Origin of the sequence: Burkholderia sp. BCC0405 (genome assembly GCF_902833075.1) — a bacterium.
In the GTDB taxonomy this organism is placed as follows: Bacteria; Pseudomonadota; Gammaproteobacteria; order Burkholderiales; family Burkholderiaceae; genus Burkholderia.
This window is the reverse complement of record NZ_CADFEO010000003.1, coordinates 420,355-440,603: the sequence shown is the minus strand read 5'-3', so window position 1 is coordinate 440,603 and position 20,249 is coordinate 420,355. Positions and strand designations below refer to the sequence as shown.

Annotated in this window: 20 protein-coding genes and 1 tRNA gene; 15 read left to right on the top strand and 6 right to left on the bottom strand. The window is 65.4% G+C overall.

The genetic code is table 11. The features are described 5' to 3' along the window. Positions 1 to 334 precede the first annotated feature (334 nt). From HWX36_RS07260 to hisC, 8 genes are all read left to right on the top strand, one after another. Positions 335 to 2,158, top strand: coding sequence for a tetratricopeptide repeat protein (locus HWX36_RS07260; protein ID WP_175951492.1), 1,824 nt, complete (start codon positions 335 to 337; stop codon positions 2,156 to 2,158). Next, the gene (gene lolB, locus HWX36_RS07255; RefSeq protein ID WP_175951491.1) at positions 2,158 to 2,778 is read left to right on the top strand and encodes a lipoprotein insertase outer membrane protein LolB; all 621 of its coding nucleotides are present in this window, start codon (positions 2,158 to 2,160) and stop codon (positions 2,776 to 2,778) included. Before HWX36_RS07260 ends, lolB begins: the two co-directional genes overlap by 1 nt. A 25-nt stretch (positions 2,779 to 2,803) precedes the next feature. Further along, entirely contained in the window at positions 2,804 to 3,685 is an 882-nt protein-coding gene (gene ispE / locus HWX36_RS07250) for a 4-(cytidine 5'-diphospho)-2-C-methyl-D-erythritol kinase (protein ID WP_175951490.1), read from the top strand. 55 nt (positions 3,686 to 3,740) lie between these two features. Continuing rightward, positions 3,741 to 3,817, top strand: a tRNA-Gln gene (locus HWX36_RS07245). A 44-nt stretch (positions 3,818 to 3,861) separates the two neighbouring features. Beyond that, entirely contained in the window at positions 3,862 to 4,818 is a 957-nt protein-coding gene (locus HWX36_RS07240) for a ribose-phosphate pyrophosphokinase (protein ID WP_069248896.1), read from the top strand. Between the two features lie 161 nt (positions 4,819 to 4,979). Then, complete coding sequence (locus HWX36_RS07235; RefSeq protein WP_085042200.1) at positions 4,980 to 5,585, top strand: 50S ribosomal protein L25/general stress protein Ctc; 606 nt, start codon at positions 4,980 to 4,982, stop codon at positions 5,583 to 5,585. 121 nt (positions 5,586 to 5,706) lie between these two features. Beyond that, positions 5,707 to 6,306 carry an aminoacyl-tRNA hydrolase gene (gene pth / locus HWX36_RS07230; RefSeq protein WP_124593413.1) on the top strand — a complete coding sequence of 200 codons (600 nt, stop codon included), beginning with the start codon at positions 5,707 to 5,709 and terminating at the stop codon, positions 6,304 to 6,306. Between the two features lie 117 nt (positions 6,307 to 6,423). Then, positions 6,424 to 7,491 carry a histidinol-phosphate transaminase gene (hisC, locus tag HWX36_RS07225; protein WP_175951489.1) on the top strand — a complete coding sequence of 356 codons (1,068 nt, stop codon included), beginning with the start codon at positions 6,424 to 6,426 and terminating at the stop codon, positions 7,489 to 7,491. Between the two features lie 84 nt (positions 7,492 to 7,575). Here hisC and HWX36_RS07220 read toward each other — a convergent pair whose 3' ends face one another. From HWX36_RS07220 to rsmD, 3 genes are all read right to left on the bottom strand, one after another. After that, a complete protein-coding gene (locus HWX36_RS07220; protein WP_175951488.1) occupies positions 7,576 to 7,842 on the bottom strand; it encodes a YfhL family 4Fe-4S dicluster ferredoxin in 267 nt (88 codons plus the stop codon). A 59-nt stretch (positions 7,843 to 7,901) separates the two neighbouring features. Then, complete coding sequence (gene coaD, locus HWX36_RS07215; protein ID WP_039346084.1) at positions 7,902 to 8,399, bottom strand: pantetheine-phosphate adenylyltransferase; 498 nt, start codon at positions 8,397 to 8,399, stop codon at positions 7,902 to 7,904. A 111-nt stretch (positions 8,400 to 8,510) separates the two neighbouring features. Then, on the bottom strand, positions 8,511 to 9,125 hold the full coding sequence (rsmD, locus tag HWX36_RS07210; RefSeq protein ID WP_175951487.1) for a 16S rRNA (guanine(966)-N(2))-methyltransferase RsmD: 615 nt from the start codon (positions 9,123 to 9,125) through the stop codon (positions 8,511 to 8,513). Positions 9,126 to 9,341: 216 nt separating this feature from the next. On the opposite strand from rsmD, the gene ftsY reads away from it, so the two are divergent. Continuing rightward, positions 9,342 to 10,496: a signal recognition particle-docking protein FtsY gene (gene ftsY, locus HWX36_RS07205; protein ID WP_175951486.1), complete on the top strand. Its 1,155-nt coding sequence runs from the start codon at positions 9,342 to 9,344 to the stop codon at positions 10,494 to 10,496. 85 nt (positions 10,497 to 10,581) lie between these two features. Here the strand turns inward: ftsY and maiA are convergent, their stop codons facing one another. Beyond that, entirely contained in the window at positions 10,582 to 11,226 is a 645-nt protein-coding gene (gene maiA / locus HWX36_RS07200) for a maleylacetoacetate isomerase (RefSeq protein WP_175951485.1), read from the bottom strand. 192 nt (positions 11,227 to 11,418) lie between these two features. On the opposite strand from maiA, the gene ybiB reads away from it, so the two are divergent. Then, complete coding sequence (ybiB, locus tag HWX36_RS07195; RefSeq protein ID WP_175951484.1) at positions 11,419 to 12,393, top strand: DNA-binding protein YbiB; 975 nt, start codon at positions 11,419 to 11,421, stop codon at positions 12,391 to 12,393. Positions 12,394 to 12,773: 380 nt separating this feature from the next. Continuing rightward, positions 12,774 to 14,420, top strand: coding sequence for a 2-isopropylmalate synthase (gene leuA, locus HWX36_RS07190; RefSeq protein WP_175951505.1), 1,647 nt, complete (start codon positions 12,774 to 12,776; stop codon positions 14,418 to 14,420). A 143-nt stretch (positions 14,421 to 14,563) separates the two neighbouring features. Here the strand turns inward: leuA and HWX36_RS07185 are convergent, their stop codons facing one another. Next, positions 14,564 to 14,947 (bottom strand): nuclear transport factor 2 family protein, encoded by a 384-nt coding sequence (locus HWX36_RS07185; RefSeq protein ID WP_011353245.1) that lies wholly within the window; start codon positions 14,945 to 14,947, stop codon positions 14,564 to 14,566. A 45-nt stretch (positions 14,948 to 14,992) separates the two neighbouring features. Further along, on the bottom strand, positions 14,993 to 15,562 hold the full coding sequence (pagL, locus tag HWX36_RS07180; protein WP_175951483.1) for a lipid A 3-O-deacylase PagL: 570 nt from the start codon (positions 15,560 to 15,562) through the stop codon (positions 14,993 to 14,995). Between the two features lie 359 nt (positions 15,563 to 15,921). Here pagL and rpoH point away from each other — a divergent pair, with 359 nt between their 5' ends. The 4 genes from rpoH (at position 15,922) to cydB (ending at position 20,242) form a co-directional block, all read left to right on the top strand. Continuing rightward, positions 15,922 to 16,857 carry an RNA polymerase sigma factor RpoH gene (gene rpoH, locus HWX36_RS07175; protein WP_175951482.1) on the top strand — a complete coding sequence of 312 codons (936 nt, stop codon included), beginning with the start codon at positions 15,922 to 15,924 and terminating at the stop codon, positions 16,855 to 16,857. Between the two features lie 362 nt (positions 16,858 to 17,219). Then, a complete protein-coding gene (cydP, locus tag HWX36_RS07170; protein ID WP_175951504.1) occupies positions 17,220 to 17,504 on the top strand; it encodes a cytochrome oxidase putative small subunit CydP in 285 nt (94 codons plus the stop codon). Further along, on the top strand, positions 17,494 to 19,074 hold the full coding sequence (locus HWX36_RS07165; protein WP_175951481.1) for a cytochrome ubiquinol oxidase subunit I: 1,581 nt from the start codon (positions 17,494 to 17,496) through the stop codon (positions 19,072 to 19,074). The genes cydP and HWX36_RS07165 overlap by 11 nt, the downstream gene beginning before the upstream one ends. 31 nt (positions 19,075 to 19,105) lie before the next feature. Continuing rightward, a complete protein-coding gene (gene cydB / locus HWX36_RS07160) occupies positions 19,106 to 20,242 on the top strand; it encodes a cytochrome d ubiquinol oxidase subunit II (protein WP_175951480.1) in 1,137 nt (378 codons plus the stop codon). Positions 20,243 to 20,249 lie beyond the last annotated feature (7 nt).

The window sequence follows — 20,249 nt, the reverse complement described above, 5'->3', positions numbered from 1 at the left end:
GGCCGCTCGCCGCGTTGCGCGCGACGCCGCGAATACTCACGTATTCGCAAGAAGCGCAACGCGGCGAGCGGCCGTTCTCGTGGCAACCCCAAATTAAAAAATTCCTGTCACGGGAATGCCCGAAATTACCTGGATGGCGGCGTCGCTCGTCGCTTGTCCCCCAAGGGGACTTCCTTCGGGGCGTTTGGCTCGCCAAACGGCACTCCTCGCTTCTTGCCATGCGGGCAATTTCGGGCATTCGCATGTGCGTTCCATATGTAAACAGACCCTATCACGATCGTGCGTGTATTGTAGCGAGCGCGTTACAATCGGTTGAAACATCGAACGGATTTCCATGACCCTGCCCTCGAAGCTGCTTCTGAAGCGTCCCGCCGCCGTGCGCGGCGCGCGCGCCTTCCCGGTCCGCCGTGCACTCGGCGCCGCGCTGTTTGCCGCCTGGACCCTCACCGCCTTCCCGGCTCACGCGCAGGATCCGGCATCGGACGACGCGGAGTCGCAGGGTGCGTTCGAGCACGTGATGCCGGACGAGAAGAATGACCTGCCCAGCGTTCCGCTGACGAGCCAGATCGTCTACCAGGTGCTCGCCGCCGAGGTCGCGCTGCAGCGTAACCAGCCCGCGCCGGCCTACCAGACCTACCTCGCGCTCGCCCGCGACACGCGCGATCCGCGCATGGCGCAGCGCGCGACCGAAATCGCGCTGGGCGCGCAGAGCCCGGCCGATGCGCTGTCCGCCGCGAACCTCTGGCGCCAGTACGCGCCGGATTCGAATCGCGCATCGCAGGTCGACGCCGCGCTGCTGGTGCTCGCCGGCAAGCCGGCCGACGCGCAGCCGATGCTCGCACGCGAGCTGGCCCGGGCGACCGGCGAGACGCGCGGCCCGGCGATCCTCGCGCTGCAGGCGTTGCTGGTACGCGGCCCCGACCGCGTCGGCGGCCTCGCTGTGCTGAAGGACATGCTGAAGAACGACCTGAACCGGCCCGAAGCCCAGCTCGCGATCGCGCGCCAGCAGCTCGCGGTCGACGACAAGGACGGCGCCGCGCAGTCGCTGAAGCAGGCGCTGCAGATCCGCCCCGACTACCTGCCGGCGGCCCTGATGCTGTCGCAGATGGGGCCCGCGGAACGCGCGGCGGGCATCGCGTCGTTCGAGAAGTATGTTCAGCAGAATCCGAAGTCGCGCGATGCGCGGCTCGCGCTGTCACAGCTCTATCTCGCCGACGATCGCCTCGACGACGCGCAGAAGCAGTTCGAGACGATGCGCAAGCTCGACTCGAAGGATCCGACGCCGCTGATGGCGCTCGCGCTGATCAAGATCCAGCAGAAGAAGCTCGACGAAGCGACCGTCTACCTGAAGCGGTACGTACAGCTCGGCGACAAGCAGCCGAACCTCGACGTCGGCCAGGGTTACATCTACCTCGCGCAGATCGCGATCGACCAGAACAACGATGCGCAGGCGTCGCAATGGCTCGACAAGGTCGACCAGACGAGCCAGCACTACCTCCCCGCGCAGATCACGCGCGCGCAACTGCTGCAGAAACAGGGCAAGACCGACGAGGCGCGCAAGGTGCTCGACGACCTGCCGATCACGGATCCACGCGATGCGGCCGTAGTCGCACGCACCGACGCATCGATCCTGTTTACCGCGAAGCGCTATCCGGAAGCCGAGGCACGGCTCGGGCAGGCGGTCCAGGACTTCCCCGACGATCCCGACCTGCGCTACGACTACGCGATGGCGGCCGAAAAGACCGGCCACTACACGACGATGGAAAAGCAGCTGCGCGAGCTGATCCGCACGCAACCCGATAATCCGCAGGCGTACAACGCGCTCGGCTATTCGCTCGCCGACCGCAACCAGCGGCTGCCCGAAGCCAGCAAGCTGATCGACAAGGCGATGGCGCTCGCGCCGAACGACGCCTACATCATGGACAGCCTCGGTTGGGTGAAGTACCGGATGGGCGATACGGCCGGCGCGGCGAAGGTGCTGCGGCGTGCGTACGAACTGCAGCCGAACGCCGAGATCGGCGCGCATCTCGGCGAAGTGCTGTGGAAGAGCGGCGCGCAGGACGACGCACGTTCCGCGTGGCGTGACGCACAGAAGCTCGAGCCGGACAACGACACGCTCGTGCAAACGCTGAAACGCTTCCAGATCAACGGTCTCTGATGCAGATGTTCCCGACGTTTTTCCTGTCCTTCCGCGCGCGGCGCTCGCTGGCCGCAGTCGGCGCGGCGCTCGCGCTCGCCGGCTGCGCAAGCACGCCGCCGTCGGCCAGCGCGCCGACCGGCGCAGCGCTGCAGACCGCCGCAACACACGCTTACCATGGCCGTTTCGCGGTGCAGTACGACGACCGCCTCGGCAAGCAGCAGAACGTGTACGGCAACTTCGACTGGCAGGAGCATGGCGACGACGTGTCGCTCGAACTTCGCAGCCCGCTCGGCCAGACGCTCGCCGTCGTGAAGTCGACGCCGCAGGCGGCATCGCTCGAATTGCCGAACCGTCCGACGCAATATGCGCCGGACGTCGGCGACCTGATGCAGAAAACGCTCGGCTTCGAACTGCCGCTCGCGGGCCTGCGCTACTGGCTGCTGCCGACAGCCGCGCCCGCAACGCCCGCGGAGACGGTGCGCGATCCGGCTGACGGCACGCGCGTCAAGCAGATCCGCCAGGACGGCTGGACGATCGACTACCTTGCCTACGCGGATGCCCCGGCCACGGGCGTCAAACGCGTCAACCTCGTGCGCGCGACACCGCCGCTCGACATCAAGCTCGTGCTCGATCAGTGAGCACCCGCCCAGCCCAGACATACGCATGACCGATTCGACCCGCTCGCTGCGCAACTGCCTTGCGCCCGCGAAACTCAACCTGTTCCTGCACATCACCGGCCGCCGTGAGAACGGCTATCACGATCTGCAGAGCGTGTTCCAGTTGCTGAACTGGGGCGACACGCTGCACTTCACGCTACGCGACGACGGTCGCGTCGCACGTGTCACCGACGTGCCCGGCGTGCCCGAGGAAAGCGACCTCGTCGTGCGCGCGGCCAACCTGCTGAAAGCGCATACGGGCACCGCGCACGGTGTCGACATCGAGATCGACAAGTGCCTGCCGATGGGGGCCGGCCTCGGCGGCGGCAGCTCCGACGCGGCGACGACGCTGCTCGCACTGAACCGCCTGTGGCAACTCGACCTGCCGCGCGCGGAGCTTCAGTCGCTCGCGGTAAAACTCGGCGCAGACGTTCCGTTTTTTATTTTTGGAAAAAATGCATTCGCAGAGGGTATCGGAGAAGAATTAGCTGAGGTACAATTGCCGACTCGCTGGTTCTTGGTTGTAACGCCCCGCGTTCACGTCCCAACCGCTGAAATATTTTCAGATGAGTTGTTGACAAGAGATTCGAAGCGCGTCACAATTACGGACTTTCTTGCACAGCAAAGCAGCGACGCGGGATGGCCAGATAGCTTCGGTCGGAACGATATGCAGCAAGTTGTGACAAGTAAGTACGCGGAAGTTGCGCAGGTGGTCAAATGGTTGTATGATGTGACCCCCGCGAGGATGACCGGCTCCGGAGCAAGCGTGTTTGCAGCGTTTCGCAGCAAGCATGAGGCAGAAGCGGCGCAAGCCAAGCTGCCCACCGGTTGGAACGGTGCAGTTGCCGAGAGCCTGAACGAGCATCCGCTCTTCGCTTTCGCGTCATGAAGTTTTACTTTGCCGGATGGCCTACACAAGTCCGGCGAAGTTATCAGTTGAGTGTAGGGGAGTCGCCAAGTTGGTCAAGGCACCGGATTTTGATTCCGGCATGCGAGGGTTCGAGTCCTTCCTCCCCTGCCAAAAATTTTCCCGCATTTCCCGCCTAAGCCCGAAGCAGGTGCACGATGAGCAGCCATGACGGCCTGATGGTTTTTACTGGCAACGCGAATCCCGCGCTCGCCCAGGAAGTCGTCAATATCCTTGGAATTCCCCTCGGCAAAGCAATGGTCAGCCGTTTCTCCGACGGCGAGATCCAGGTCGAGATCCAGGAAAACGTGCGTGGCAAGGACGTCTTCGTCCTGCAATCCACGTGCGCACCGGCGAACGACAACCTGATGGAACTGATGATCATGGTCGATGCGCTCAAGCGCGCGTCTGCCGGCCGGATCACTGCAGCCATCCCCTACTTCGGTTACGCCCGTCAGGATCGCCGCCCGCGTTCGGCGCGCGTCGCGATCTCGGCGAAGGTCGTCGCGAACATGCTGGAAATCGCAGGCGTCGAGCGGATCATCACGATGGATCTGCACGCCGACCAGATTCAAGGCTTCTTCGACATCCCGGTCGACAACATCTACGCAACGCCGATCCTGCTGGGTGACCTGCGCAAGCAGAACTACCCGGATCTGCTCGTCGTGTCGCCGGACGTCGGCGGCGTGGTGCGTGCCCGGGCACTCGCGAAGCAGCTCAACTGCGATCTCGCGATCATCGACAAGCGTCGCCCGAAGGCGAACGTCTCCGAAGTGATGAACATCATCGGTGAAGTCGAAGGCCGCACCTGCGTCATCATGGACGACATGGTCGATACGGCAGGCACGCTCTGCAAGGCCGCACAAGTGCTGAAAGAGCGCGGCGCAAAGCAGGTATTCGCGTACGCGACGCACCCGGTGCTGTCGGGTGGCGCAGCTGATCGTATCGCCGCATCGGCGCTCGACGAGCTGGTTGTCACCGACACGATCCCGCTGTCCGCCGAATCGCTCGGCTGCTCGAAGATCCGTTCGCTGACGAGCGCGAGCCTGCTGGCCGAAACGTTCTCGCGGATCCGCCGCGGCGACTCGGTGATGTCGCTGTTCGCGGAATCCTGATCGCGAATCGACCGAACAAAGCATGCGCAGAAAGCGAAGCGGCAACGCTTCGCTTTTTGCACAATCGGACGGGATAGACGAAACCCCGGCCGTTTCATCGGGGGCCGCAGATTGACGGCCCCGTTTTACTGCCTGGTCGCGGGCAGCTATTGGAGAATCACATGAAAGTCGTCGCTTTCGAGCGCCAAGAGCAAGGTACGGGTGCGAGCCGCCGCCTGCGCAACGCTGGTAAGACCACGGGTATCGTTTACGGTGGCGAAGCAGCCCCGCAAAAGATCGAACTCGATCACAACGCCCTGTGGCACGCCCTGAAGAAGGAAGCTTTCCACTCGTCGATCCTCGACCTCGAAGTGGCTGGCCAGTCGCAACAGGTTCTGCTGCGCGACGTGCAATACCACCCGTTCAAGCAACTGGTGCTGCACGTGGACTTCCAACGCGTTGACGCGAAGAAGAAGCTGCACACGAAGGCACCGCTGCACTTCCTGAACGCTGAAATCAGCCCGGCCGTGAAGCTGTCGAGCGCGATCGTTTCGCACGTCGCGACGGAAATCGAAATCGAGTGCCTGCCGGCTGACCTGCCGGAGTTCCTCGAAGTCGACCTGTCGAAGATCGAAGCCGGTCAATCGCTGCACGCGAAGGACATCACGCTGCCGAAGGGCGTCGCGCTGGTCGCGCACATCGACGCGGAAAACCCGGTTGTCGCATCGGCGACGGTCCCGGCTGGTGCCGTGTCGGACGCAGCAGAAGGCGAAACGCCGGCTGCCTGAGCGGGCTGCCCACGCGCCCCATCGATCCGTTTCACGAAACGGTCGACGCAACCCGCCGCGGCTTGCCCGGCGGGTTTTTCTTTTTCTGCGCCCAGGCGGCAGTTGCCGCCTTCGAAACGTCATGATCAAACTGATCGTCGGCCTCGGCAATCCCGGGGCGGAATACACCGCGACGCGCCACAACGCCGGCTTCTGGCTGATCGACCAGCTCGCCCGCGAAGCAGGCACGACGCTGCGCGACGAACGCCGCTTCCACGGCTTCTACGCGAAAGCGCGCCTGCACGGCGAGGAAGTCCACCTGCTCGAGCCGCAAACCTACATGAACCGCTCCGGTCAGTCGGTCGTCGCGCTCGCGCAGTTCTTCAAAATCCTGCCCGACCAGATCCTCGTCGCGCACGACGAGCTCGACCTGCCGCCCGGCACCGTGAAGCTGAAGCTCGGCGGCGGCAGTGGCGGCCACAACGGCCTGAAGGACATCACCGCGCACCTGTCGTCGCAGCAGTACTGGCGGCTGCGGATCGGCATCGGCCATCCGCGCGACCTGATTCCGGAAAGCGCGCGCGCGGGCGCGAAGCCCGATGTCGCGAACTTCGTGCTGAAGCCGCCGCGCCGCGAGGAACAGGACGTGATCGACGCGTCGATCGAACGCGCGCTCGCCGTGATGCCGATGGTCGTCAAGGGCGAACTCGAGCGCGCGACCATGCAGCTGCATCGCAACTGACCGCATCGCACCGCTGCGGTGCATCGAGCCGTCCGGCTTGCCGCCGGGCGGCCTTACCCGCCCCACCCTGCGCGCACATGCGGTAATCTGGTCGCTTTGCCCGACAGGAGCCAAGCGGTGAGCCGTTACTGGAGCGACGTCGTTCAGCAACTCGTGCCTTACGTGCCGGGCGAACAGCCCGCACTCGCACGCCCCGTCAAGCTGAACACCAACGAGAATCCCTATCCGCCGTCGCCGCGCGTCGTCGCGGCGATCGCGCGCGAACTCGGCAAGACCGGCGACACGCTGCGCCGCTATCCCGACCCGGTTGCGCGCGCACTGCGCGAGACGGTCGCAGCCCATCACCGCATCAAGCCCGAGCAGGTGTTCGTCGGCAACGGCTCCGACGAGGTGCTCGCTCACACGTTCCACGCGCTGCTCAAGCACGACCGGCCGCTGCACTTCCCCGACATCACGTACAGCTTCTATCCGACCTATGCGCGCCTGTACGGCGTCCAGACGTCGATCGTGCCGCTCGCGGACGACTTCTCGATCCGCGTCGAAGACTATCTCGACGACGCCGGCGGCGTACTGTTTCCGAATCCGAACGCGCCGACCGGGCGCGCACTGCCGCTCGCCGACGTCGAGCGGATCGCGGCCGCGAATCCGTCGTCGGTCGTCGTGGTCGACGAAGCCTATGTCGATTTTGGCGCGCAGTCCGCGATTACGCTGATCGACCGCTACCCGAACCTGCTCGTCGTGCACACGACGTCGAAGGCGCGCTCGCTCGCCGGCATGCGCGTCGGCTTCGCGTTCGGCGATGCGGCGCTGATCGACGCGCTGAACCGCGTGAAGGACAGCTTCAACTCGTACCCGCTCGACCGGCTCGCGCAGGTTGCCGCGCAGGCCGCGTACGAAGACACCGACTATTTCAGCGCAACCTGCCGGCGCGTGATCGACAGCCGGACGCGTCTCACGCATGCGCTCGACGCGCTCGGCTTCGACATCGTGCCGTCGGCCGCGAATTTCGTGTTCGCGCGCCATCCCGCGCACGACGCGGGTGCGATTGCGGCAAAGCTGAAGGAGCGGGAAATTTTCGTGCGGCACTTCGGGCTGCCGCGGATCGACCAGCACCTGCGCATCACCGTCGGCACGGACACCGAATGCGATGCGCTCGTCGCGGCGTTGCGCGAGTTGCTGGCCTGAAACGAAAGAACCGGCGCCAGGCGGCGCCGCTCGGGAAGCGTGACGCGTGCGCCGATAGCCCAAAGCGCGCGCGTCACCGCTGGGTCACAACGCGTCGTCGCCTTTCCCGGCGGTCAACGCGTGATACTTCTCCATCAATTGCGCGTGCGATTCGTCATGCTGCGGATCGCGCGGAATGCATTCGACCGGACACACCTGCTGGCACTGCGGTTCGTCGAAATGGCCGACGCACTCGGTGCACTTGCTCGGGTCGATCACGTAGATGTCCGGGCCCATCGAAATCGCGCCGTTCGGGCACTCGGGCTCGCACACGTCGCAATTGATGCACTCGTCGGTAATCATCAAAGCCATACTGATCTCACTTCTTCAGGCCGGCGGCCGGCTTCGCGACGAAACCGGCCGGCGCCGCGTCACGCGGCAGGGCCTCCGATCGCGGCGACTTTCTCGGTCAGCCACTTCTCGACGGACGGGAACACGAACTTGCTGACATCGCCGCCCAGCTGCGCGATTTCGCGCACGATCGTCCCCGAGATGAACTGGTACTGGTCGGACGGCGTCATGAACATCGTCTCGACGTCGGGCAGCAGGTAGCGGTTCATCCCCGCCATCTGGAACTCATATTCGAAATCGGACACGGCGCGCAGGCCGCGCACGATCACGCGCGCGTTGTTGGTGCGGACGAAATCCTTCAGGAGCCCGGTGAAACTCATCACCTTCACATTCGGATAATGGCCGAGCACCTCGTTCGCAATCGTCAGACGTTCTTCCAGCGAGAAGAACGGCTTTTTCGCGCGGCTGTCGGCAACGCCGACCACCAGCGTATCAAAAATGCTCGACGCACGCCGCACGAGGTCTTCGTGCCCGCGCGTCAGCGGATCGAACGTACCGGGATACACGGCGACTACCATGTCGCTCCTCCTGTCATCACGCAAACGGGATGGCAGCCGTGCGATGCGCACGCCGCCGCCGAGATGGGCATGCGTCGCCTTTGCGGCGCACCGCCTCGTATGGAACGCGCATTATTCATCATTTTCGCGCCGCAGCAAATGATAGTGAACGGCACCTGCCTTGCCGTGCTTCACGACCTCCCAGCCCGCGAGCGCGTCGTGCGCGGCCGGATCGAGCTCCGCCCCCGTTTCGACGTACAGCGCGCCGCCTGCCGCGACGAGCGGCGCCGACAGCGTGATCGCGCGCTCGAGCGCAGCGGAATCGCCGAACGGCGGATCGAGAAACACGACATCGAACGCGCCCGGCGTGAGCCCGGCCGCGAGCCGCAGCGCATCGGCTTCGGCGACTTCGACCGCACGTGCGCCGAGCTTGTCCTTGATGGCGCGCAGCTGCTGCGCGGCGCGCGGATGGCGCTCGACCATCACGACGCTCGCCGCGCCGCGCGACGCGGCCTCGAAGCCGAGCGCGCCGGTACCCGCGAACAGGTCGAGGCAGCGCCGGCCTTCGAGATCCTGGCCGAGCCAGTTGAACAGCGTCTCGCGCACGCGATCGGGCGTCGGCCGCAGGCCGTCGAGATCGAGCACCGCGAGCGGCGTGCGTTTCCAGTCACCGCCGATGATGCGGATCGTGTGCGGCTTGCCGCGGCCAGAAGGGGCCGCCGGGCGGCCGGGAGAGGAACGGGACATACGGAATATCGACGACGGAGGGACCGGGCGCGCGCGAGGGCGCACCGCTAAACAGGCGCACGTTACCACAGCGGCGGCGCGCACTGACGCGAGCGCCACGCCGCACTGATAAAATGCACGGTTTCGGCCGCCGTGCGCCGCGCCCGCGCGAACGCAGGACGGCTCGTCCGGTGCCCCGCCGCTGGCGGCGGCCCGCCCTCTTCCCGACGTCAGACCATGTTCAGCTTCTTCAAACGATTCAAGAAAACGCAGGAGCCCGATCCGGCGGAATCGCAATCGGCCGACGCGCAGCAAACGGACGAGCCGTCCGATGCGCCCGCGGCCGAGGCCCCGCCTGCGGCCGACCTGCCGCAGGCGCCCGCGCAACCGGCCGCGCCGGCCGTCGTGATGACGGTCACGCCGACCAACGACGGACGCGACGAAGTCGTCGAGACGGTCGAAATCGTCCCGCCGCCGCTGCAGGACGCCACCGCGAAGAAATCGTGGCTCGCGCGCCTGAAAACGGGGCTCGCCAAGACGGGTTCGAGCATCACCGGCGTGTTCGTCAACACGAAGATCGACGAGGATCTGTACGAGGAGCTCGAAACCGCGCTGCTGATGTCCGACGCGGGCGTCGACGCGACCGAGTACCTGCTCGGCGCGCTGCGCGAAAAGGTGCGCACGGGCCGCCTGACCGACCCGCAGCAGGTGAAATCCGCACTGCACGACCTGCTCGTCGAGCTGCTGACGCCGCTCGAGAAATCGCTGATGCTCGGCCGCGCACAGCCGCTCGTGATGATGATCGCCGGCGTGAACGGTGCGGGCAAGACGACCAGCATCGGCAAGCTCGCGAAGCACCTGCAGAGCTTCGACCAGTCGGTGCTGCTGGCCGCGGGCGACACGTTCCGCGCGGCCGCGCGCGAACAGTTGGCGGTCTGGGGCGAGCGCAACAACGTGACGGTCGTGCAGCAGGAAAGCGGCGATCCGGCCGCGGTGATCTTCGACGCGGTCAGCGCCGCGCGCGCGCGTAAGATCGACGTGATGATGGCCGACACGGCCGGCCGCCTGCCGACGCAGCTCCACCTGATGGAAGAGCTGAAGAAGGTGAAGCGCGTGATCTCGAAGGCGCATGACGGCGCGCCGCACGAAGTGCTGCTGGTCATCGATGCGAACACCGGCCAGAACGCGCTTACCCAGGTCAAGGCATTCGACGACGCGCTCGGCCTCACCGGCCTCATCGTCACGAAGCTCGACGGCACCGCGAAGGGCGGGATTCTCGCCGCGATCGCGCGGCAGCGCCCGGTGCCGGTCTACTTCATCGGCGTCGGCGAGAAGGTCGAGGATCTGCAGCCGTTCAGCGCGGTCGAATTCGCGGACGCGCTGCTCGGCTGAACTCCGCCGGCACGCATCGCACAGGGCGCCTTCGGGCGCCCTTTTTCATGCGCGCCCGGTCATGCATGGCCCGGGCGCGCCGCGCTCATTCGGCGTCGGGCTGCACGCCAGGCTCGGCGGCCTTGAACGCATCGAGCGTCGACGCATGGTCGACGATCCGCTGGATCGTCGGATAGCGCGTCGTGTCGATCGAGAAACGGTTCGCGTTGAACACCTGCGGCACGAGGCACACGTCGGCAAGCGTCGGGGTGTCGCCGAAGCACAGCTTGCCGGTGCGTGGATCGCTCACGAGACGCGTCTCGAGCGTTTCGAAGCCCGCCTCGATCCAGTGCCGGTACCACGCGTTCTTCGCCTCCTCGGGCACCTTCAGCGTGTGCTTCAGGTACTTCAGCACGCGCAGGTTGTCGAGCGGATGGATTTCGCACGCGATCTGCAGCGCGACCGCACGCACATACGCGCGATCGACCGGCTGCTTCGGCAGCAGCGCCGGTTCCGGATGGGTTTCCTCGAGATATTCGATGATCGCGAGCGACTGCTGCAGCGTCGCGTCGCCGTCGATCAGCGTCGGCACGACCGCATCCGGATTCAGCGCGCGGTACGCATCCTTCAGTTGCTCGCCGCCGTCGCGCAGCATGTGCACCGGGACATAGTCGAACGGCAGCCGCTTCAGGTTCAGGGCGATTCGCACGCGGTACGACGCGGAACTGCGGAAATAGCTGTAAAGCTTCATGGGATGTCTCTCGTAGTCGTATTCGGCCGGCGACGGCACGGGCGCGGCGCAGCCGGCGCGCACCGCCGGGAACCAGAGTGTAGCGCGCCGCGCCGTGCGGCCTCGCTTGCGACGGCCGCACCCGTGCGATACTCGGGGCATTCCTCACCGCTCACAGCGCGGCCCGATGCCGGCCGCCCGCCCCACGCCCCGATGACCGCTTCCCACGATCCCGCCGCCGTTCCGTTCCCGTGCGCCCGCTTCATCAAGGAAATCGGCCGCGGCCCGAACGGCGCGCGCGCACTGTCCGCCGAGGACACGTTCGAGCTCTATCGTGCGATGCTCGACGCGCGTGTGTCGGACGTCGAACTCGGTGCGATCCTGATCGCCTATCGGCTGAAGGGCGAATCCGCCGACGAACTGGCCGCGATGCTCGCTGCCGCGCAGGCGTCGTTCGAGCCGGTGCACGTGCAGGACGCCGCGTTCCGCCCCGTGTCGATACCGAGCTACAACGGCGCGCGCAAGCAGCCGAACCTCGTGCCGCTGCTCGCGCTGCTGCTCGCGCGCGAAGGCGTGCCGGTGCTCGTGCATGGCGTCGGGCAGGATCCGGGCCGCGTGACGAGCGCCGAGATCTTCTCGGCGCTGTCACTCGCGCCGTCGACGTCGCACGATGCGATCGAGGACACGCTTGCCGAGCGCCGCGTCGCGTTCGCGTCGATCGAGGTGCTGGCGCCGCGCATTGCACGCCTGCTGTCGATGCGCAGCGTGCTCGGCGTGCGCAACTCGACGCACACGCTCGTGAAGATCCTGCAGCCGTTCGCGCCGGCCGGCCTGCGGCTCGTCAACTACACGCACCCGCCGTACCGCGACAGCCTGGCTCAATTGTTCCGCGACCATCCGGACGCCGCGCTCGGCGGCGCGCTGCTGGCACGCGGCACCGAGGGTGAAGCCGTTGCCGACACGCGGCGCCAGGTACAGGTCGACTGGCTGCACGACGGCGTATGCGACACGCTGATCGAGGCCGAGCGCTCGTCGACCGATGCGCCCCCCGTCGCCCTGCCCGAATCGCGCGATGCGGCCACGACGGCCGCGTGGACGGACGCCGTATTGCGCGGCGAAGTCCCGGCGCCCGACACGGTCACCCGGCAGGTCGCGACGATCGTGCAGATCGCCCGCATCGCGCGCTGACGGCACGCTCGCGAACCGGCTCCGCTTGCAGGGCATTTGACACGCGAGCGCATCCTGGCATAGAGTTGCCGTCATGCGTTCCTATCCGAACACCCTCCGAATTACCTCCGGCCGCCTAACGCGGCCGCTATCGCTACGACTAGCCTAAGGCTTTCGTAGCGCCGTGTGCTGTCCGCACGGTCCCTCCCGGCAGTTCCTCGCAGTACCCCTCTCGCAGTTTTTACAACCCGAAGTCGTCAGCGTTCGTCCGTCTATCCGTCGGCCGACTCGCGAAGATCATCCGCATCCGCAGCGCGTTCACGTGCCGCGGAGCGAGGCAGCGCCAACCGTCGCCCATGCCGCCCGTCTTCGCTCGCGACTTGAGACCCGAGGTCCAGAAGATGCAGCGCAATCCGCAAGACAAGTACCGTCCGTTCGAACCCGTCCGCCTCAATGGCCGCAAATGGCCGTCGCGCACCATCGAGCGCGCGCCCGTCTGGATGAGCACCGACCTGCGCGACGGCAACCAGTCGCTGATCGAGCCGATGGGCATCGAGCAGAAGCTCGAGTTCTTCGAGATGCTGGTTGCGATCGGGTTCAAGGAGATCGAAGTCGGTTTTCCGTCGGCGTCGCAGACCGACTTCGATTTCGTCCGCAAGCTGATCGACGACAAGCGGATTCCCGACGACGTGACGATCGAAGTGCTCGTGCAGGCGCGCGAAGACCTGATCGCCCGCACGTTCGACGCGCTCGAAGGCGTGCCGCGCGCGATCGTGCACCTGTACAACGCGGTCTGCCCGTCGTTCCGCCGCATCGTGTTCGGGATGTCGAAAGCCGACGTGAAAGCGCTCGCGATCGACGGCACGCGCATCATCAAGGAACACGCCGCCGCGCGCCCCGACACGCAGTGGACCTTCCAGTACTCGCCGGAAACCTTCAGCATGACCGAGTTGACGTTCGCGCGCGAGATCTGCGACGCGGTCGCGCAGACCTGGCGGCCGACCCGCGATCGCAAGATGATCGTCAACCTGCCGGCCACCGTCGAAGCCGCGAGCCCGAACGTGTTCGCCGACCAGATCGAGTGGATGGACCGCAACCTCGCGTATCGCGACAGCATCGTGCTGTCCGTTCATCCGCACAACGATCGCGGCACCGCGGTCGCAGCGGCCGAGCTTGCACTGCTCGCGGGCGCCGACCGCATCGAGGGCTGCCTGTTCGGCAATGGCGAACGCACCGGCAACGTCGATCTCGTCACGCTCGCGCTGAATCTCTACACGCAGGGCATCGATCCGGGCCTCGATTTCTCCGACATCGACGCGGTGCGCCGGGTCGTCGAACGCTGCAACCAGATTCCCGTGCATCCGCGCCATCCGTACGCGGGCGACCTCGTGTTCACCGCGTTCTCGGGCTCGCACCAGGACGCGATCCGCAAGGGCTTCGCGCAGCAGCGCCCCGACGCGGCCTGGGAAGTGCCGTACCTGCCGATCGACCCGGCCGACCTCGGCCGCAGCTATGACGCGGTGATCCGCGTGAACAGCCAGTCCGGCAAAGGCGGCGCGACGTTCCTGCTCGAACGCGGGATGGGCTTCACGCCGACGCGCCGCGTGCAGATCGAATTCAGCCATGCGGTGCAGACGCTCGCCGACGCGTCCGGCGAGGAAGTGACGGGCGACGCGATCTGTGCGCTGTTCGCGCGCGAATTCTTCGACACCGACGGGCCGGCCGCGCGCCACGGCAACGGCGCGCGCTGGCAGAACCGCGAGATCGCGACGGCGCCCGCGGCGGATACACCGCCCGACGATGCCGTGCGACAGTTGGCCGCGGCATTCGCGGCGGCCGCCGGCGCGGCGATCGACATCGCGTCGTGCGAACGCGCGCGCACGACGGATGGGCGGATCGCGGTATCGGTCGGCTGCCGGGTCGGCAATGCGCCGCTGCGGCACGGCGTCGGCCTGCACGCGGATGCGGCGAGCGCCGCGCTCGATGCGGTCGTCAGCGCGATCAACCGCTCGGCCTGGCACTGCGCGGATCACCGCGCGGCGGCCTGAGCGCCGGGTTTCGTTTCAGGGTTCAACCGTCAGCGAGCGGGGCGTGACCGCCCGTGCGCCGCGCGATCCGCGCCGCACGAGGCAGCAAAAAGCGGCCCAGAAGGCCGCTTCGGTCGGGACATGAAAAGGAGCGCCACGCGCGCTCATGTCTCGGTCGCGCACCGCGTCGCCTGCCACGCGAACAGGCTCCAACGGCCCTGTTCGTGGGTGTGGACGGAGGTATAGGCAATCGGGAAGACCAGGCCGCCGTTGTTCGTTTCCATCTCGATCAACGCGCGGCCGGTGACGATGCAGGTTTCATCGCCGACGGGCAGCACGTCCTGCGACTGGATTTCGATCTGGCGATAGCGGCGGCGGCCGGCGACGATGGCGTCGATGAACTGCTGCTTGGTTTCGCGTTTGCCGTTGGTGTGCACGAAGAAGACCTTGTCCGACAAAAGCGCGTCGAGCGCCTCGCCGTCCCCGTCCACCATCGCCCGGAACCGATCGCGCTCGAGCGCGCGGATCGCATCGACCACCTTCGCCATCGCCTGACTCCTCGGCAACGCGCACGCCGTGCGCGGGCATGCGGATCAGAAGTTGTACTGCAAGTAGAACTGGTGGAAATTTATACCAGGATTCGGCTCTTTGATACCCGCGTTAGACACATGTTCAAAACGGTAGCCGACCTGATACTGTTGCCGTTGGCCGAACTGCACGCCCACCCCCGCCGTCGGCGCGAACTGGAACGCGGTCCCCATCGAGAAATGATCCGAGATCGTCGGGTGCGTCAGCAGCCTGACGCCGCCGCCGGCCTCGATGAACGGGCGAATCTCCCCGGCGCTCTTGATGAAGCGGAACATCGGCGTCACGCCGAATTCGCCAATGCTGCTGTGGACGTTGCCGCCCGTGTGCCAGTAGCCGGCGTGTCCTTCCACGACGAACGCGAAGTGCCAGCCGCCGATTTCCCACCAGTTCCAGCCCGGATCCCACACCACGCCGAGATCGGCCTTGTCGACACCGTGGCGATCCGAAAAACCGCCGCCCGCCTGAATCCCCCATCGATCCGCGCATGCCGCGCCTGATCCGCCCAGAAGGGACGCCGCCAGCATCGCGTGCAGCGCAAGCCGGCTGCGGGGCCAGCGATTCTTCTTATTGTTCATCTGACACTCCAACTTTGTGGGTTGAATGGAGCCTGCCGCTTTGGCCGGCTCAAGCGAACTGAATGGTATGGTAAAGGACTTTTCGGATCGGCATCACAAAGCGAAATGGCTTCCTTCCGAAACGACAAAAATCGAAATCGTCTACTGATAACCATCAGAAACAACGGCTTACGGAACTTCGCTTCGCCGCCTCTGTCGCAGAATAGACTATCGACTCGACTAACTTGATAGAAAAATGGGAACTCCGATGCCCACGCTTGCTCTAAGGAATTAGCACTCATCTTGCGGGAGTGCTAAGATGGCCCACGGAATCTCATTCGAGACCGGGGGTTTGTCCCTGATTCCAAAGGAGTTTTTTAGTGAGCAACGCCCTGACCCTCCCGAACACCCTGAGCCCCACGCCGGCCAAGGCCGAATCGGCAGGCTCGCTGGCGCTCGCAGCCCAATCGATGTTGCCCGGCCAGCTCGGCAACATCGACGCGTATATTCAGGCCGTCAATCGTATTCCGCTGCTGACGGCCGAAGAGGAACGCCAGTACGCAACCGAATTCCGTGAAGACAACAATCTCGACTCGGCACGCCGCCTCGTGCTGTCGCACCTGCGGCTCGTCGTGTCGATCGCGCGCAACTACCTCGGCTACGGCCTGCCGCACGGCGACCTGATCCAGGAAGGCAACATCGGCCTGATGAAGGCCGTGAAGCGCTTCGATCCGGCTCAGAACGTGCGTCTCGTGTCGTACGCGATCCACTGGATCAAGGCCGAGATCCACGAGTACATCCTGCGCAACTGGCGCATGGTGAAGGTCGCGACGACGAAGGCGCAGCGCAAGCTGTTCTTCAACCTGCGCAGCCACAAGAAGAGCATGCAGGCGATGACGCCCGAGGAAATCGACGGCCTCGCGCAAGAGCTCAACGTCAAGCGCGAAGACGTGACCGAAATGGAAACGCGCCTGTCGGGCGGCGACATCGCGCTCGAAGGGCAGGTCGAAGACGGCGAGGAGTCGTACGCGCCGATCGCCTACCTGGCCGACTCGCACAACGAACCGACCGCCGTGCTCGCCGCGCGTCAGCGCGACACGCTGCAGACGGACGGCATCGCGCAGGCACTCGACGCACTCGACGCGCGCAGCCGCCGCATCATCGAGGCGCGCTGGCTGCACGTCGACGACGACGGCTCGGGCGGCTCGACGCTGCACGATCTCGCCGCCGAGTTCGGTGTGTCGGCGGAACGCATCCGCCAGATCGAAGCGAGCGCCATGAAAAAGATGCGCACCGCCCTCGCCGAATACGCGTAAATCGCTGCGATTTAGAGCGCTTCACCCAAAACCGCTGCCCGACCGGCAGCGGTTTTTTTTTCGCCCGTCTTTTCTCCTGCTTTTCATTCGCTTCTCCGCCCGCTTCATCACTCGTTTCCGCGCCGATTAATTGACCTGATTCGTCAGGCAATAGGCCGTTTGCAGGCCCCTTCCGCATAACCTTGATCTGCCTCAAGTTTCGGCCCGTGTTTCGCGACGGTCTGCCGCAGCGCAGCACTCGGAATCGGAAAGCCGTCCTTTTAAAATTGGCATGTCAGGCGCAAAAGGATTAAAACAGCTTCACGGCCGTCATAAATCCGACGTAAAGTCGCCCCAAATTCGACGTAAATCGATTCAGGATAATCGCCTTGATCTCGATCAATAAAGAGCCCGCGCCGCCTCCCCCGCGGCCGGCCGGCACGATCGGCTGGCGCGCGCGCATCGCCGCGTGGGCTCGCGGCCCCACCCTCGCCCGCGACATCACCCTGGTGCTGATCGTCAAGCTGATCCTCCTGATGTCGCTCAAATACGCATTCTTCAATCATCCGCAGGCCGAGCACATGGCGCTTGCGCCTGCCGTCGTCGCCGAGAAACTGCTCTCGGTACCGGCGCCAGCACCCACCGAGGGAGACCACCATGATAAGTAGTGAAGTCGTCGATCTGTCGCGTCTGCAGTTCGGCATCACGGCGCTCTACCACTTCCTGTTCGTGCCGCTGACGCTCGGCCTGTCCTGGCTGCTCGTCATCATGGAAGCTGTTTACGTGATGACCGGCAAACAGGTCTACAAGGACATGACCCAGTTCTGGGGCAAGCTGTTCGGCATCAACTTCGCGATGGGCGTAACCACCGGCATCACGCTCGAATTCCAGTTCGGCACGAACTGGTCGTACTACTCGCACTATGTCGGCGACATCTTCGGCGTACCGCTCGCGGTCGAAGGCCTGATGGCGTTCTTCCTCGAATCGACGTTCGTCGGCCTGTTCTTCTTCGGCTGGAACCGCCTGTCGAAGGTCAAGCACCTGATGGTCACGTTCCTCGTCGCGCTCGGCTCGAACCTGTCCGCGCTGTGGATCCTCGTCGCGAACGGCTGGATGAACAACCCGGTCGGCGCCGAGTTCAACTATCAGACGATGCGCATGGAGTTGACGAACCTGTTCGACGTGCTGTTCAACCCGGTCGCGCAGGTGAAATTCGTGCACACGGTGTCGGCCGGCTACGTGACGGCTGCGATGTTCGTGCTCGGCATCTCGTCGTGGTACCTGCTGAAAAAGCGCGACACCGATTTCGCGCTGCGCTCGTTCGCGGTCGCGGCCGGCTTCGGCCTCGCGTCGACGCTTTGCGTGATCGTGCTCGGCGACGAGTCGGGCTACACGACCGGCGAAGTGCAGAAGATGAAGCTCGCCGCGATCGAGTCCGAATGGGAAACGCAGCCGGCGCCCGCCTCGTTCACGCTGATCGGCCTTCCGAACCAGGAAGAACAGCGTACCGACTACGCGATCAAGATTCCGTATGCGCTCGGCCTGATCGCGACGCGCTCGGTCGACGAACCCGTGGTCGGCCTGCGCGAACTCGCGAAGCACAGCGAGGAGCACATCCAGAGCGGGATGATCGCGTACGGCGCGCTGCAGAAGATGAAGGAAGGCGACGCGAGCGCGGCCACGCGCGAACTGTTCGACCAGCACAAGCAGTATCTCGGCTACGGGCTGATGCTCAAGCAGTTCACGCCGAATGTGGTCGATGCGACGCCCGAGCAGATCAAGGCCGCCGCCATGAAGACGATCCCGCCGGTCGCGCCCGTGTTCTTCTCGTTCCGGATCATGGTGTTCCTCGGTTTCCTGTTCCTCGCGACCTTCGTCGCCGCGTTCTGGTTCTGCGCGCGCCGCCAGTTGCTGCAGGACAACCGCCGCTGGTTCCTGCGCTATGCGGTGTGGGCGATTCCGCTGCCGTGGCTTGCCGCGGAATTCGGCTGGGTCGTCGCCGAGCTCGGCCGCCAGCCCTGGACGATCGCGGGCATCCTGCCGACGCATCTGTCCGCGTCGAGCCTGACGCCCACGGACCTGTACCTGAGCCTCGCCGGTTTCATCGCGTTCTACACGGTGCTGTTCGTCATCGAGATCAAACTGATGTTCAAGTACGCGCGCCTCGGCCCGTCGTCGCTGCATACCGGCCGTTATCACCACGAAATCGCGGCCGCCAGCGAGCGCGCCCCGGCGTGAGCACGCACCTGAAACGGAACAAGGAATCGCTATGGACTATGCAACTCTCAAGCTGATCTGGTGGCTGCTCGTCGGCGTGCTGCTGATCGGTTTCGCCGTCACCGACGGCTTCGACATGGGCGCGACCGCGCTGCTGCCGTTCCTCGGCAAGACCGACGAGGAACGCCGCATCATCGTCAACACCGTCGGCGCGACGTGGGAAGGCAACCAGGTGTGGCTGATCACGGCCGGCGGCGCGATGTTCGCAGCCTGGCCGCTCGTCTACGCGGCGTCGTTCTCCGGCTTCTACTTCGCGATGCTGCTCGTGCTGTTCGCGCTATTCTTCCGGCCGGTGGGCTTCGACTACCGCAGCAAGCGGCCGGACCCGCGCTGGCGCGCGGGCTGGGACTGGGGCCTGTTCGTCGGCGGCTTCGTGCCGGCGCTCGTGTTCGGCGTCGCGTTCGGCAACCTGCTGCAAGGCGTGCCGTTCAAGTTCGACAGCGACCTGCGCGTGACCTACTACGGCGGCTTCTGGGCGCTGCTGAACCCGTTCGCGCTGTTGTGCGGGCTCGTCAGCCTCACGATGCTCGTCGCGCACGGCGCGGCGTTCATCAAGATGAAGACGGAAGGCGCGATCGCACGCCGTGCGTCGGTCGCATTGCGGGCGGCATCGTTCCTCGCGGTCGTGCTGTTCGTACTGGCCGGCGTGCTGGTCGCGTCGACTATCGGCGGCTTCCACATCACGCACGCCGCGCCGACCGATACGGTCGCGAACCCGCTGCTCAAGGACGTCGCTGCCGGCTCGGGCCTGTGGCTCGCGAACTACGGCGAGTATCCGTGGATGATCGCGGCGCCCGTCGTCGGGATCGCGGGCGGCCTGTTCGCGCTGCTGCTCGCCGGCTCGAAGCAGGAAAAGACGGCGTTCTTCTGCACAGGCCTGATGATCGCCGGCGTGATCCTGACCGCCGGCTTCTCGATGTTCCCGTTCATCATGCCGTCGTCGCTCGACCCGCGCAGCAGCCTGACCGTGTGGGATTCGACGTCGAGCCACATGACGCTGCAGGTGATGCTGTTCGCGGTGATCGTGTTCCTGCCGCTCGTCCTGCTCTACACGGGCTGGGTGTATCGCGTGATGCGCGGCAAGGTCACGCGCGAAGTGCTCGAAGAGAACACGCATTCGATGTATTGATGCTCTG

Bases quoted from the DNA above. Each gene is read 5' to 3' on its own strand.
- HWX36_RS07260 (WP_175951492.1), top strand. From the start codon at position 335: ATGACCCTGCCCTCGAAGCTGCTTCTGAAGCGTCCCGCCGCCGTGCGC.
- lolB (WP_175951491.1), top strand. From the start codon at position 2,158: ATGCAGATGTTCCCGACGTTTTTCCTGTCCTTCCGCGCGCGGCGCTCG.
- ispE (WP_175951490.1), top strand. From the start codon at position 2,804: ATGACCGATTCGACCCGCTCGCTGCGCAACTGCCTTGCGCCCGCGAAA.
- HWX36_RS07240 (WP_069248896.1), top strand. From the start codon at position 3,862: ATGAGCAGCCATGACGGCCTGATGGTTTTTACTGGCAACGCGAATCCC.
- HWX36_RS07235 (WP_085042200.1), top strand. From the start codon at position 4,980: ATGAAAGTCGTCGCTTTCGAGCGCCAAGAGCAAGGTACGGGTGCGAGC.
- pth (WP_124593413.1), top strand. From the start codon at position 5,707: ATGATCAAACTGATCGTCGGCCTCGGCAATCCCGGGGCGGAATACACC.
- HWX36_RS07220 (WP_175951488.1), bottom strand. From the start codon at position 7,842: ATGGCTTTGATGATTACCGACGAGTGCATCAATTGCGACGTGTGCGAG.
- coaD (WP_039346084.1), bottom strand. From the start codon at position 8,399: ATGGTAGTCGCCGTGTATCCCGGTACGTTCGATCCGCTGACGCGCGGG.
- rsmD (WP_175951487.1), bottom strand. From the start codon at position 9,125: ATGTCCCGTTCCTCTCCCGGCCGCCCGGCGGCCCCTTCTGGCCGCGGC.
- ftsY (WP_175951486.1), top strand. From the start codon at position 9,342: ATGTTCAGCTTCTTCAAACGATTCAAGAAAACGCAGGAGCCCGATCCG.
- maiA (WP_175951485.1), bottom strand. From the start codon at position 11,226: ATGAAGCTTTACAGCTATTTCCGCAGTTCCGCGTCGTACCGCGTGCGA.
- ybiB (WP_175951484.1), top strand. From the start codon at position 11,419: ATGACCGCTTCCCACGATCCCGCCGCCGTTCCGTTCCCGTGCGCCCGC.
- leuA (WP_175951505.1), top strand. From the start codon at position 12,774: ATGCAGCGCAATCCGCAAGACAAGTACCGTCCGTTCGAACCCGTCCGC.
- HWX36_RS07185 (WP_011353245.1), bottom strand. From the start codon at position 14,947: ATGGCGAAGGTGGTCGATGCGATCCGCGCGCTCGAGCGCGATCGGTTC.
- pagL (WP_175951483.1), bottom strand. From the start codon at position 15,562: ATGAACAATAAGAAGAATCGCTGGCCCCGCAGCCGGCTTGCGCTGCAC.
- HWX36_RS07165 (WP_175951481.1), top strand. From the start codon at position 17,494: ATGATAAGTAGTGAAGTCGTCGATCTGTCGCGTCTGCAGTTCGGCATC.
- cydB (WP_175951480.1), top strand. From the start codon at position 19,106: ATGGACTATGCAACTCTCAAGCTGATCTGGTGGCTGCTCGTCGGCGTG.